This is a genomic window from Williamsia sp. Y853 (assembly GCF_056786495.1).
In genome coordinates this window covers 246,782-260,220 of the sequence record NZ_JBXCJC010000005.1, presented here as the reverse complement: position 1 = coordinate 260,220, position 13,439 = coordinate 246,782, and the positions used below count along the sequence as shown (strand labels likewise).

Below are 13,439 nucleotides of genomic sequence, written 5' to 3'. Positions count from 1 at the left end.
AAGTTTCAAAAAAATCTGTTCTGAAGAGATTTTCAAATCCCAACCAAACAAAAACTGACACCACCACAGGACTCAAAACCTGCGATGGGATCAAAATAATATCTAACTAATGCCGGCACCACACACCCATCACTGAACTAAACCCCGGAATGGGATTTCGTCACCGTGACAGACATACAGCACCTAAATTGGCACTAACAATCCATCGACACACTATCGAGTTCTCAAAGAACACACCCGCAACCAACTTCGACATACGCATTCGATGCCATCCTGGAAGGGATATTTATGTTGTATACCTTAGAAGTTCTGCGACCCGACACTGTCTGGCGCAGGTCTCCCAACCTACCAGCTTCGAAACTCTCCTGCAACACGCTGGTAACCAGCTTGCGGCGCTCGGGTTTCTCAACCTCGGTCCACCCGCGCTTGAACGCTCCACTCGAAGGTGGATCTGATTCTCACTTGGGCGGTCTGCGTTGTTCCTTCAGGAAAAGAACTTCCTGTCGGTGTTAGGGCCGCTCCGGACTCTCGCTCTCCGGCGCCTCACTCGCTGACTTGAAGAAAGTTACGCGGTTGTCAGCAGCGCGTCAAATCGGCTGGTCAGAGGGTTTTGCGTCCTAACAATCCATCCCCGGCCCGCAAAAACTCATCCGATCTTGGCGCCGGCCAGATTCTTCTTGCCCCGTCGGACCACCAGCCATGCGCCGTGGAGCAGATCGTCGGCGCCCGGAGTCCAGTCGTCGGTGGTGATCTTGATGTTGTTCACGTATGCGCCACCCTCGTTGATGGTCCGTCGCGCAGCCTTGTTGCCTTCGGACAGTCCGCTGGCGACAAGCAGTTCGACAATCGTGGGGGTCGAGCCTGCGTCGAACTCCGTGACGGTGGTCTCTGACAGCGCCGCGGCCAAAGTGCCCTCATCGAGGCTGTCGAGCTCGGCCCGACCGAAGAGCGCCTGACTGGCGGTCTCCACCGCATCGGTGTTGGCCTGACCGTGCACCAAGGTGGTCATCTCCGCGGCCAACCGCCGTTGCGCTGCCCGCAGATGCGGCGAATCGGCCGTGACCTGCTCGAGTTCTGCGATTTCCTCGCGACCCAGGAAGGTGAACCACTTCAGGTAGCGGATGACGTCGGCATCGGCGGTGTTCAGGAAGTACTGGTACCAGGCGTACGGCGTGGTCATCTCCGGGTCGAGCCACAGGCTTCCGCCACCTGTCGACTTTCCGAACTTCTTGCCATCCGAGGAGGTGACCAGAGGCACCGTCATCGCGTGAACCGCATGTCCATCCACCCGCCTGGTGAGGTCGACACCGGCGATGATGTTGCCCCACTGATCCGATCCGCCGACCTGCAGCGCGCAGCCGTACTCCCGGTGCAGCTGCAAATAGTCGTTGGCCTGCAACAACATATAGCTGAACTCGGTGTAACTCATACCGTCGGACTCGAGACGGCGACGGACCGTCTCACGGGCGAGCATCACGTTGACCGAGAAGTGTTTGCCCAGATCACGAAGGAAGTCGACGGCGGTCAGTTTGCCGGTCCAGTCCAGGTTGTTGACGACGATGGCGCCTTGCGGTGATTCATCGAAGTCGACAAAACGCTCGAGCTGGCCCTTGATCCGACGGGCTGACTCGGCGACGGTCTCGGCGGATTGCATGGTCCGCTCCCCCACGTCGCGGGGATCACCGATCAATCCGGTGGCTCCACCTGCCAGCACGATCGGGCGGTGACCTGCGCGTTGGAACCTCTTCAATGTCAGGAGCGGCACCAGGTGCCCGGCATGCAGGCTCGGCGCGGTGGGATCGAAGCCGGCGTAGAGGGTGGTCAGCTCGGACAGCACTTTCCCCAACTCGTCGAGGTCCGTGCTCTGGGCGATGAGCCCACGCCAAGTCAGTTCTTCCAGGATGTCTGCCGGTGCGAGATTTGCTGCGGTCACGTAGTCGATCCTCCCCCATCGGCGGCCGGTACCGACAGTCGGAGGGGTGCGGCCCGCCGGTACTTGGACACCGCGGGGCTGCGTTCATCCCAGAGTCGCCACGGGTGATCCTGCGCGGTGCTCACCCCGACCCGAGGTCCGTGTCCGACAGCTGATGCCGGGATGCGTGGTCCGCGGAACAAGCGCACCGGCGACTCGGCGGTGCAGACCGCCGCACCGTTGAAGCTCCGGTCGATTGCCATCGCAGACCCGACATTGCCTGGGCCACAGGCCAATTGATTGTCGTTGCGCGCCGTTGGCCGACGAGTGCGGGCGAGCGCAGTGCCTGAGACGATCTCCCCCGCGCGCATCAGCACACCACCGCACTGCCCGACGGGGCCATACGAGATGTTGCCGCACCAGTGGATGCCATACGAGCGATAGACGTACAGGTGCCCGGCATCGCCGAACATCACGACGTTGCGATCCGTCCGACCCCGATAACCGTGTGACGCCGGATCCGGGTATCGACTGCCGGGTGGTCCGCCGTAGGCCTCGACCTCGACGATGCGCATCCGGACCGTCCCGCCGGGACCGTCGACCTCCAGGTAGGACCCGAGCAGGCGGCGTGCAGCCTGCACCGGCGTGGCATCGGCCAACCGGCGGGCATCGAACAGGACCGGCGCGGACAACCGATCAGTCGGCGACGGGGCCGGTTGTTGCCGTTGCGCGCGAGAGCAGTTGCTCATGCTCATCCTCATCGACGTCACGGGCGTCGTCGATCAGCAATGCGGGTATTCCGTCATCGATCCGATAGGCCCGGCGCAGGCGTGGGTTGTACATCTGCTCGTTGCCGATGACCAGCAACGGACCGTGATCTTGTGGGCAGGCCAGCAAGGTCAACAACAAGGGACTCAATCCGGCTTCGTGTGACACGGCGTCAACGGTACCCGGCACCCGGTTCCCACCCGCACTCGTGGGCGATCGCCTTGGTGAGTCTGCGGTATCTGCCGCCCTCGTCGCGGTACCAGACCGACGCGCCGGCCGCCGGTATGCCTGCGGCCCGGAGCACCGAAGCCTGCGGTCGATACGAAGAGGTCAGATCGATGTGGTCGAGGATCGAGATGATGTGCGGACGCTGCGCAGGCGTCAGACCGGCCAGAGCCAGTCGTAGGGCCGACCCGGTCGGCGAACCGGTCCCGTCCTGTTTCGACACCGCAGCGATCGCGATCTCGTCACCCGGTTCCCCCACCTTGTAGACGACCGCATGTTTGACCTGGACCAGACGAGACAGTCCGTCCACGATCGGTTGCGGGTAGATGTATCCATCGGTCGAATCGACCACCGCACTGGTGTGACCCATGAACCAGAAGTCTCCGTCGGCGTCGCGGGAGAACATGTGCTCCGAGAGCTGCCACCGGTCGCCAACCGCGAACACATCACGGAACACTGTGGCGCCGAACTCGTACTGCTGCTGGGCTTTTGACAACATCACACCGACCTCATCGACCCGGGCCTCGCGAACGAAGCCGTTGTCGTCGGTGATCAGGCGCCCCTCGGCCAGATCGAATGCGGCGATCGCGACATCGTTGACACCTGGTACCGGACGGCCGGACGAGCCCACCTTGGTGCCCGTCACATTCGCCAAGATCGCCGACCCGTCGCCGGTCGCGAAGAACTCGAGCACGCGAGCCCGGGGGAACTTCTCGTTCACGTCCTCCCACAGTCCCGCAGACATACCCGAACCCATGAACAACCGGATCGTGTTGTGGTCGGTGATCGCGAAGTCGTCGGCCCCGATGATGTCCTGGAGCATCGACCACGTGTACGAGACCACCGTGATCCCGTACCGAGAGATCTCTGCGGCAAATGTGTCTGGGTCGAGACCGGCGGACAGAGCGATTCTCGCACCGCCGACGACGGTGCCACCAAGAGCCGTCAGCAGTCCGGACGCATGATGCAACGGTGTCAGGCAATACACGGTGTCGTTACCGCTGAGCGCGGCAGCCGAGGCGGCACCGAACGCCGACAACGCCCACCGATGGTTGGTCACCGGCCACTTCTCGAGGTTTTCGCCATTCTTGCTGAACAGCACAAACGCGAGATCGCCTGCCCGCCCGGGATCGGGCCGATACCAGGAGGGCACCTCCACCGATTCCGGATCGATCTGCTCCATGTCGATGATGCGTTCGCCATCGGCCTGCGCGAGTGTCCGTTCATCACCACCACCGAGGACCAGCACCCGATCGGCAACCGCAGCCACCTGCTGGAGGTTGGCCGGATCGGTGATGACCAGGGAGCAATCCCCCAGCTGCAAAGACAATTTCAGTTCCGAACCCGCCGACACCATGACCGCGACCGCACCGAGTCGGGACAATGCGGCAATGGCCACCAGTGCGCTCGGACGAGTCTGCATCCGCACACCGACATGTTCGCCCGGTCGGACCCCACACGAGATGAGACCGCGCACCACATTGTCGATCCGATCGTTGACCTGCCGATGACTCAGAACGCGGTCCTCGAACAGGAACAATTCTTGTTTGCCGTTGCGGCGCGCATTCTCGTTCATCAACTTGCCGAGCGAAATGGTTGTGCGGGACTGGATCTGACCGAGCCTCACCAGTCGGGGCAGCACCCGCAACGATTCGCGGCGCACCGCATCGGCGGTCCGGCCGACCGATCTGGCCGCGCCGACGATGTCGCGACCGGTGTCGGCACCCACCCCGGCGGCCGACCCCAGTCCGTGGGCAACCCGCGACGAGAAGCTGACACCGGTTCCACCGCCCTGGTCGACATCGTCGCGCATCTTCTCGATGGTTTCCGGCTGCTCCCCCGATCCGTCGATCCAGCGGACCCATTCCCCGGTGCCCGGCCATGTCCGCGAGCCCGCGGTCGATCCGACGACCAACCCGAAATGCCCTACCGGTAAGGATGATTCAAAGACCTGTGCCATCGGCGAGGCCCGCAGGATGCCCCGCACCGCCACCGGTTGCCCGATGTCGTCGGCCTCTCCCAGGAACGCCAGCACCGGACAGGTGATCTCGGCGAGCGTGACCACCTGATCGTTGATCACGAATCCACCGCCGACGAGCCGGTTGTGCACCACGAACTGGCGCAGCACGTCTGCCACCGCGGGTCCGGACCACGCCACCCAGCCGTCGACCTCGATGAAGCGTCGCGAATCCTCGCGTGGCAGCAGCGCTTCCCTGTCGTGGAGCTGGCGCAGGAAATCGATCCGACTGCGCGCCGCCTTCACCGGGTCGACGAGCTGAAAGCCGGTGCGGGCCAGCCATCCCGGGATCGCGATGCGGTTGAACACGTTGTCGGCGAGGAATTGCGCCCCGGGTGTCACCAGTGCCGCGGGCAGCCCCAGGGGAAGTGCACCCAGCACATCCACCGGACTGCCGTAGGTGACGATGCTTGCGATGCCCTTGGAACGGCGGTAGGCCGCAGCCTGGTAGCAGAACATGCCGCCCTGGGAGTACCCGGCGAGGTGCACGTCCTTGCCGGTCACCGCGCGCACCCGGTCGATGATCTCGTCGATGGACACGATGTGGTCGGCGAGGGTGCGGCGCATGCCGCCTGCGACCTTGTCCGGCGAACCGAAGTCGACCACCCAGGGGTCGAGTCCGGCCCGGTGCAGGATGCTCACCGCCCCGTTGTCGGTGGTGACGTCATAGACGTTCGCCGACACCATCATCGGCGGTACGAGCACCACAGGCGGACCCGCGGCCACCTCGTCCGGGAAGTACCGACGCAGCCGGTACATCGGGACCGTCTCCTCCACGCGGAACGGAGCGGGCCGGGTCCCGGTCTCGAGACCGCCGTACCGGATGACCTCGAGCCCGTTCTGCGCCGTGGCCACAACACGATCAAGGGATTCCTTGATATTGGGAACGCCTCGCACAAACCCCCCTCAGAACCACACCGAAAAATAGGTGACTGCTATCACATATTACCCGGCGTCATCGCCTGCCACCCACAGACATACATCTCAGCGCCCAGTCTCCCTGGGTCAGAAGTCGCGGTGCTCCGTAGCCTTGGCCACCAGTCGCTGCAACTGCTCCGCCACCCGGACACCGGCCGTCCCACCGAGTGCATCACGGGAAGCGATCGATCCCGCCACCGTCAGCACCTCGCGGACATCGGGTGTCAGCGCCGGATTGATCGCGGCGAACTGCTCATCGGTCAGATCAGCAAGTCCGACACCACGTTCCTCGGCTGCCCGCACGCAGGCACCGGCCACCTCGTGGGCGACCCGGAACGGCACACCGGCCCGGACGAGCCACTCCGCGATGTCGGTCGCGAGGGTGAATCCGGCCGGAGCGAGTTCCGCCATGCGCTCTTCGTGGAATGTCAGCGTGCCCACCAGACCTGCGATCGCAGGCAACAACAACTGGAGTTGGGCAACCGAGTCGAAGACCGGTTCTTTGTCCTCTTGCAGGTCGCGGTTGTACGCGAGCGGTTGCGCTTTGAGGGTGGCCAGCAATCCGGTGAGATTGCCGATCATCCGGCCGGACTTGCCGCGCGTGAGCTCAGAGACGTCCGGGTTCTTCTTCTGCGGCATGATCGAGCTACCGGTCGACCATTCGTCAGCGAGCGTGATGTAGCCGAATTCCGGTGTGCTCCACAGGATCACCTCTTCGGCCATCCGCGACAGATCGACACCGATGAGCGCGAACACGAAGGCCGCCTCGGCAGCGAAGTCACGCGAAGACGTGGCATCGATGGAGTTCTCGGCAGCGCTGTCGAATCCGAGGTCCTCGGCGATCGCGGCCGGATCAAGTCCCAGCGACGACCCTGCCAACGCACCCGAACCGTACGGCGAGACCGCAGCACGCTTGTCGAAGTCCTTGAGGCGCTCGACATCTCGCAGGAGCGGATGCGCGTGGGCCAACAGATGATGGGACAACAAGACCGGCTGTGCAGCCTGCAGATGTGTCTTACCCGGCATCACCGCGTCGGGATGCGCCTTCGCCTGGGCGACCAGTGCATCGACCACGTCGAGCACGCTGGTGGCGACCTGACGGACCGCGTCCCGCAACCACATGCGGAACAGCGTTGCCACCTGGTCGTTGCGCGAACGACCGGCACGGAGCCGTCCGCCGACCTCGGGACCGACACGCTCGATCAGGCCGCGCTCGAGGGCTCCATGGACGTCTTCATCGGACTCGGCCGGACCGAACGCGCCGGAACGCACATCATCGGCCAGCCGCGTCAGACCGTCCTGCATGGTGGCCAGGTCGTCGTCCGACAACAGTCCGGCCTTGTGCAGGATCCGGGCATGCGCCTGCGACGCCCGGACGTCGTACGGAGCCAGTACCCAATCGAAGTGGGTCGACTTGCTCAGGGCCGCCATGGCGTCGGCCGGTCCGGATGCGAACCGGCCGCCCCACAGCGAACCCTCGTTGGTCCCGGAACCTGAAGACGGGGTCATCTACAGGCCCAGGTCCCGCTTCGCGGCGATCTTCGAGGACAGCCCGTGCAGGTGAACGAATCCCTTGGCGGCCGACTGATCGAAGGTGTCGCCCTCGTCGTAGGTGGCGAGGTTGAAGTCATACAGCGACTCACCGCTGCGACGTCCGGTGACCGCGATGTGGCCACCGTGCAGGTTGAGCCGGATGTCACCGGAGACGTGCTCCTGGGTGTGATCGACAAACGCTTCGAGCGAAGCCTTCAGCGGCGAGAACCACAGACCGTCGTAGACCAGCTCGGCCCACTTCTGATCGGTGTGGCGCTTGTAACGACCCAGTTCGCGTTCGAGGGTGACGTGCTCGAGTTCCTCGTGCGCACGGATCAGGACCATCGCGCCTGGTGCCTCGTAGATCTCACGGCTCTTGATGCCGACAAGCCGGTCCTCGACGACGTCGAGGCGGCCGACGCCGTGTGCTCCGGCGCGACGATTGAGTTCGACGATCGCCTCGAGCACGCTGACCGGCCGTCCGTCGATGGCCACCGGGCGACCCTTGTCGAAGCTGATGATGACCTCGTCGGGAGCCTGCCAGTGAGTGGTCGGGTCCTCGGTGTACGAGTACACGTCCTTGGTGGGCGCATTCCACAGATCCTCGAGGAAGCCGGTCTCCACTGCACGACCCCACACGTTCTGGTCGATCGAGAACGGAGACTTCTTCGACACGTTGATCGGGATGCCGTTCTCCTCGGCAAACGCGATCGCCTTCTCGCGGGTCCAGGCGTAGTCGCGGACCGGGGCGATGACGTCGAGTTCAGGCGCCAACGACGCGAATCCGACCTCGAACCGGACCTGGTCGTTGCCCTTGCCGGTGCAGCCGTGGGCGACGATCGTGCCGCCGTGATCACGCGCGGCGGTCACCAGGTGCTTGACGATCAGCGGCCGTGAGATCGCCGAGACCAGCGGGTACCGGTCCATGTACAGCGCATTGCTGGTGATGGTCGGAAGGCAGTACTCGTCCGCGAACTCGTCCCGGGCGTCGACCACCACCGACTCGACAGCGCCACAATCGATGGCTCGCTGACGAACCACCTCCATGTCCTCGCCGCCCTGACCGAGGTCGATGGCAACCGCCACGACCTCCTTACCGGTCTCTTTACCGATCCAGCTGATGGCCACCGAGGTGTCCAGGCCGCCCGAGTACGCGAGGATTACGCGCTCCGCCATGAGGGGATCACTCCTTGTTTGTTCGTGATGATGAAGTCTTGGGTGTTCAAAACGTGTGCGTGGTGGTACGCGGCCGCATGTCAGAATCTCATGCCAACGCCTCCAGCATTTCGGCCAGGTCCGCTCCGGTCAAAGGTTCGCGGGCGAGCACGAACAATGTGTCGTCTCCGGCGATGGTCCCGACGACCTCCGGGAGGGTCGCGCGGTCGAGTGCGCTGGCAAGATAGTGCGCCCCACCCGGCGGGGTGCGCAGCACCGCCATGGTGCCGCTCGAGTCGACCGAGACGAGCAGTTCACCGAGCAGACGGGACAGGCGGTCGGTGCCGCCGATGACGCCGCGCACCGGGGATCCGTCCTCCGGCACGACGTAGATCCCCGATCCACCGTCGGCCCCGCGTAACTTCACCGCACCGAGCTCGTCGAGGTCGCGCGACAACGTCGCCTGGGTCGCCTCGATACCCTCGTCTGCCAGCAGGGTCTGCAACTCGGTCTGGCTGTGCACCTGGGCACCGGACAGCAGGGCCACGATCCGGGCATGACGAGCTGCCCGGGTGGTCACTGCTGTTCCAGAAGCCACAAGAGCACCGCTTTCTGTGCGTGCAAACGGTTTTCGGCCTCGTCGTAGACCACACTGCGCGGGCCGTCGAGGACCTCGTCGGTGATCTCTTCTCCGCGGTGAGCCGGCAGGCAGTGCATGACGATGGCCCCGGGATCCGCGAGCGCAACCAGTTCGGCGTTGATCTGGTACGGCCAGAACGGCGCCATCCGGTCTTTGCCGTCGTCCTCCTGGCCCATCGAGGTCCAGGTGTCGGTGACCAGTACATCGGCCCCGGCCGCGGCCTCGCGCGGATCACCGATGACTGCGACGCTGCCACCGGTCAGTTCGGCGCGTTCGGTGGCGTAGCCGACAAACCGCTCGTCGGGGGTGAATCCCTCGGGTGCGCTGATCCGGATGTGCATGCCGGCGGTCGCGCCACCGAGCATCAGCGAGTGGGCCATGTTGTTGGCGCCGTCACCGAGGTACGTCAGGGTCAGCCCAGCAAGGGATCCCTTCTGCTCGGCGATCGTCTGCAGGTCGGCGAGGACCTGGCAGGGATGGAAGTCGTCGGAGAGCGCATTGACGATCGGGATCGTCGCCGCCGACGCCATCTCCTCGAGCCGGTCCTGACCATAGGTGCGCCAGACCACGGCCTCGACGTACCGGGACAGCACCCGGCCGGTGTCGGCGAGGGTCTCATCTCGGCCGAGCTGGGTGGCCTTGCCATCGACGACGACGGCATGACCGCCGAGTTGCGCGATGCCCACCTCGAACGAGAATCGGGTGCGGGTGGAGTTCTTGTCGAAGATGACACCGACACCTTTGGGCCCGGCAAGCGGCTTGTGGGAGAAGGGATCCCGCTTCAGCTCGGCGGCGAGTTCGAGCACGCGCGCCTGCTCGGCGGGCGACAGGTCATCGTCGCGCAGGAAATGGCGCGTCATGACGCGGCTCCTTTCGCGGCGTCGAGTATCCCCGGGAGATCGTTCACGAATCCTGTGGCCTGTTCTTCGGTGAGGATCAGCGGCGGAGCCAGCCGCAACACGTCGGGACCGGGCGCGTTGATGAGGTAGCCGTGATCGCGCGCCACCGCCTCGACGGCCGGAGCGAGGGGCTCGGTCAGCACGATTCCGATCAGCAGGCCCGACCCACGCGAGTGGTCGATCAGCGGGTGATCGAGTTCTTCGATCGACGACGTGATGTGTTTGCCAAGCCGCGCAGCATGATTGGTCAGATCGAGGGTGTCGACCTGTTCGAGCACGGCCAGTGCCGCCGCGGCGCACACCGGGTTACCTCCGAATGTGGTCCCGTGTTGTCCGGGCTGCAGCAGATCGGCAGCAGCGCCGGTGGCCAGGACCGCACCGATCGGCAGACCCCCGCCGAGCCCCTTGGCCAACGTCATCACGTCCGGGGTGACCCCGGACGCCTGATGCGCATAAAACGTTCCGGTACGGGCGATTCCGGTCTGGACCTCATCGAAGATCAGGAGCGCGCCGTGCTCGGCGGTCAACGCCCGGACCGCGGCAAGGTAATCCACCGGCGGCACGATCACACCGCTCTCCCCCATGATGGGTTCGAGGATGACCGCTGCGGTTTGCGGGCCGATCGCGGCCTTCATGGCCTCGAGGTCGCCATACGGAACGTGGCGCACCCCGGCAGGCATCGGCTCGAACGGCGCCCGCTTGGCGGGCTGACCGGTCATCGCGAGCGCGCCCATGGTCCGGCCGTGAAAGGCCTTCTCGGCAGCGATGATCTCGGGCCGGCCGGTCAGGCGCGCGATCTTGAATGCGGCCTCGTTGGCCTCGGCGCCGGAGTTGCAGAAGAACGCCTTGCCCTCCACACCCCACCGGGACAAGAGGGACTCGGCCAGCTTGATGACCGGTTCGGTGACATAGAGATTCGATGTGTGTCCGAGCGTGGAGAGCTGCTCGGTGACCGCATCAATGATCGCCGGATTGCCGTGCCCGAGGATGTTCACCGCGATGCCGCCGAGGAGGTCGAGGTACTCGCGACCGTCGACATCGGTCACAACCGCACCCTTACCCGAGCGCAGCGCCACCTTCGGTGTGCCGTAGTTGTTCATCATCGAAGCCGTCCACCGCTCCTGCAGTGCGACGGTCGGATCGGCCTGCTGACTGGCATCGGCTTGCTTGGTCATGATTTTTCCTCGATAAGTGGCTGTTCGCCGTAAGCGGCCGGGATGGCATGGTCGATGTCGGGCACGACCATGGTTCCGTTGCCTTCGGTTGTGAAGAGTTCGAGCAGTGTCGAATGCGGTGTGCGGCCGTCGATCACGTGTGCGCGGGGCACTCCCCCGGCCACCGCGCGCAGACAGGCCTCCATCTTCGGCACCATCCCGGCATCCAGGGTCGGCAGCAATTCGGCCAATGCGGTCGTGTTGATCTCCGACACCAGCGATCCGCGATCGGGCCAGTTCGTGTACAGGCCCTCGACGTCCGTGAGCACGACGAGCTTCTCGGCTCCGAGCGCCTGGGCCAGCGCTGCCGCCGCGGTATCGGCGTTGATGTTGTGAACCACGCCGTCGGCGTCCGGCGCGATCGTCGAGACAACCGGAATACGTCCGGCCGCAATGAGATCCGTGACTGCGCCCGGGTTCACCGTGGTCACGTCGCCGACGAGACCGATGTCCGTCGCCTCGCCGTCGACCATCACGGAACGCCTGGTCGCGGTGAACAGGTGGGCGTCTTCACCCGAGATCCCGACCGCATACGGTCCGTGCGCGTTGATCAGGCCGACAAGTTCTCGACCGACCTGCCCGAACAGGACCATCCGTGCGACGTCCATCACCTCGGGTGTGGTCACCCGGAAGCCACCTTTGAACTCGCCGGTCATCCCGAGCCGGGCGAGCATCGCCGAGATCTGCGGACCGCCGCCGTGCACCACGACGGGATGAATCCCGCAGGTACGCAGGAAGACCATATCTTCGGCAAATGCAGCCTTGAGATCTTCGTCGACCATCGCGTTACCGCCGTACTTGATGACGACCACCTTGCCCGCGAACCGTTTGAGCCAGGGCAGCGCCTCACCGAGTACGTGCGCTTTGTCCAGCGCACTCAGTTCACCGGCAACCGCAGGTCCAGATCCACTCTGCTTCGCTTCGTCTCTGGTCTCCGTCATGACGAATAGGCCGAGTTCTCTTCGACATAGGCGTGGGAGAGGTCGGTGGTCCGGATGAACGCCGTCCCCGAACCGATTCCGAGGTCGACGGTGAGGTCGATGTCGATGCCCGACAGGTCGGCGTCGCGCGCGCCTTCCACGCCCATGCCGTTCTCGCAGACCGGATAGTCGTTGAACCGCACCGAGATCCGATCGGGATCCAGTTCCACCGGAGCCATGCCGACCGCGGCCAGCACCCGGCCCCAGTTGGGATCCGAACCGAACAGCGCCGTCTTGACCAGGCTGTCGCGGGCGATCGTGCGAGCGGCGGCCAGCGCATCGGCCTCGCTCGCCGCGCCGGTCACGGTCACCACAACCCGCTTGGTGACGCCTTCGGCGTCGGCCTGCATCTGTGTGGCCAGGTCATCGCAGACCAGCCGGACGGCCTCGTTGAGGGCGGACTGATCCGGCGTCTTCTCGCTGGCACCCGAACTCAGCAGCAGCACAGTGTCATTGGTGGAACATGAACCATCGACGTCGAGCCGGTCGAACGTCAGCGCGGTGGCAGCCCGCAGCGCTTCGTCCAACTGCGCGGCCGATACCGCGGCGTCGGTGGTGATCACACAGAGCATTGTGGCCAGCGATGGCGCCATCATTCCCGCACCCTTGGCCATACCGCCGACATTCCAGCCATCACTGTGGTGGAAGGCCGCTTGTTTGGGCACGGTGTCGGTGGTCATGATCGCGTATGCGGCATCGGTGCCGCCGGTCAGGCCGCCGCCCATCTCGTGGACGATCTCGGTGACACCGGCGAGCACCTTGTCCATCGGAAGGCGATCGCCGATCAAACCCGTTGAACAGATCGCAACTTCGATGGCACCGGTCTCGGTGCCCCAGTCGCTGATCGCCGCTGCGGTCGCCTCGGCCGTGGCGTGGGCGTCCTGGAATCCTCCCGGACCCGTGCAGGCATTTGCGCCGCCGGAGTTGAGGACGACCGCGCGCAGCCGTCCGGTGCTCAGGACCTGCTGGCTCCACAACACGGGGGCAGCCTTGACCTTGTTGGAGGTGAACACTCCGGCCGCCGCATAATCGGGGCCTTCGTTGAACACGAGCGCCAGGTCTTCTCGGCCGCTCGCCTTGATGCCGGCTTTGATGCCCGCGGCCCGGAACCCCAGGGGTGCGGTCACACCCTGCAGGTGGGTCATGCGGTGTCCGCCGTCGACCTCGCGCCAGTTCGC

The 13,439-nt window shown here is 64.8% G+C and carries 11 protein-coding genes; all 11 read right to left on the bottom strand.

Annotated elements, in window-relative coordinates:
* Positions 1-646: 646 nt before the first annotated feature.
* Positions 647-1,933, bottom strand: a complete 1,287-nt coding sequence (tyrS, locus tag AC1TPF_RS25700) for a tyrosine--tRNA ligase (protein WP_482145707.1) — start codon at positions 1,931-1,933, stop codon at positions 647-649.
* The gene (locus AC1TPF_RS25695; RefSeq protein ID WP_482145706.1) at positions 1,930-2,661 is read right to left on the bottom strand and encodes a DNA-3-methyladenine glycosylase; all 732 of its coding nucleotides are present in this window, start codon (positions 2,659-2,661) and stop codon (positions 1,930-1,932) included. Before AC1TPF_RS25695 ends, tyrS begins: the two co-directional genes overlap by 4 nt.
* The gene (locus AC1TPF_RS25690; protein ID WP_482145705.1) at positions 2,609-2,848 is read right to left on the bottom strand and encodes a Trm112 family protein; all 240 of its coding nucleotides are present in this window, start codon (positions 2,846-2,848) and stop codon (positions 2,609-2,611) included. The genes AC1TPF_RS25695 and AC1TPF_RS25690 overlap by 53 nt, the downstream gene beginning before the upstream one ends.
* 4 nt (positions 2,849-2,852) lie before the next feature.
* Positions 2,853-5,819 (bottom strand): AMP-binding protein, encoded by a 2,967-nt coding sequence (locus AC1TPF_RS25685; protein ID WP_482145704.1) that lies wholly within the window; start codon positions 5,817-5,819, stop codon positions 2,853-2,855.
* A 108-nt stretch (positions 5,820-5,927) separates the two neighbouring features.
* Positions 5,928-7,349, bottom strand: coding sequence for an argininosuccinate lyase (gene argH, locus AC1TPF_RS25680; protein WP_482145703.1), 1,422 nt, complete (start codon positions 7,347-7,349; stop codon positions 5,928-5,930).
* Complete coding sequence (locus AC1TPF_RS25675; RefSeq protein WP_482141923.1) at positions 7,350-8,549, bottom strand: argininosuccinate synthase; 1,200 nt, start codon at positions 8,547-8,549, stop codon at positions 7,350-7,352. It lies immediately after the preceding gene.
* Between the two features lie 88 nt (positions 8,550-8,637).
* Entirely contained in the window at positions 8,638-9,126 is a 489-nt protein-coding gene (locus AC1TPF_RS25670) for an arginine repressor (RefSeq protein WP_482141922.1), read from the bottom strand.
* Positions 9,105-10,028, bottom strand: a complete 924-nt coding sequence (gene argF, locus AC1TPF_RS25665; RefSeq protein ID WP_482141921.1) for an ornithine carbamoyltransferase — start codon at positions 10,026-10,028, stop codon at positions 9,105-9,107. Before argF ends, AC1TPF_RS25670 begins: the two co-directional genes overlap by 22 nt.
* Complete coding sequence (locus AC1TPF_RS25660; protein WP_482145702.1) at positions 10,025-11,242, bottom strand: acetylornithine transaminase; 1,218 nt, start codon at positions 11,240-11,242, stop codon at positions 10,025-10,027. The genes argF and AC1TPF_RS25660 overlap by 4 nt, the downstream gene beginning before the upstream one ends.
* Positions 11,239-12,222, bottom strand: coding sequence for an acetylglutamate kinase (gene argB / locus AC1TPF_RS25655; protein ID WP_482145701.1), 984 nt, complete (start codon positions 12,220-12,222; stop codon positions 11,239-11,241). Before argB ends, AC1TPF_RS25660 begins: the two co-directional genes overlap by 4 nt.
* Complete coding sequence (gene argJ / locus AC1TPF_RS25650; protein ID WP_482141950.1) at positions 12,219-13,406, bottom strand: bifunctional glutamate N-acetyltransferase/amino-acid acetyltransferase ArgJ; 1,188 nt, start codon at positions 13,404-13,406, stop codon at positions 12,219-12,221. The genes argB and argJ overlap by 4 nt, the downstream gene beginning before the upstream one ends.
* Between the last annotated feature and the right edge of the window lie 33 nt (positions 13,407-13,439).

Excerpts from the sequence above, each read along its gene's own strand:
- AC1TPF_RS25695 (WP_482145706.1), bottom strand. The coding sequence starts at position 2,661 with ATGAGCAACTGCTCTCGCGCGCAACGGCAACAACCGGCCCCGTCGCCG.
- argH (WP_482145703.1), bottom strand. The coding sequence starts at position 7,349 with ATGACCCCGTCTTCAGGTTCCGGGACCAACGAGGGTTCGCTGTGGGGC.
- AC1TPF_RS25675 (WP_482141923.1), bottom strand. The coding sequence starts at position 8,549 with ATGGCGGAGCGCGTAATCCTCGCGTACTCGGGCGGCCTGGACACCTCG.
- argF (WP_482141921.1), bottom strand. The coding sequence starts at position 10,028 with ATGACGCGCCATTTCCTGCGCGACGATGACCTGTCGCCCGCCGAGCAG.
- AC1TPF_RS25660 (WP_482145702.1), bottom strand. The coding sequence starts at position 11,242 with ATGACCAAGCAAGCCGATGCCAGTCAGCAGGCCGATCCGACCGTCGCA.
- argB (WP_482145701.1), bottom strand. The coding sequence starts at position 12,222 with ATGACGGAGACCAGAGACGAAGCGAAGCAGAGTGGATCTGGACCTGCG.
- argJ (WP_482141950.1), bottom strand. The coding sequence starts at position 13,406 with ATGACCCACCTGCAGGGTGTGACCGCACCCCTGGGGTTCCGGGCCGCG.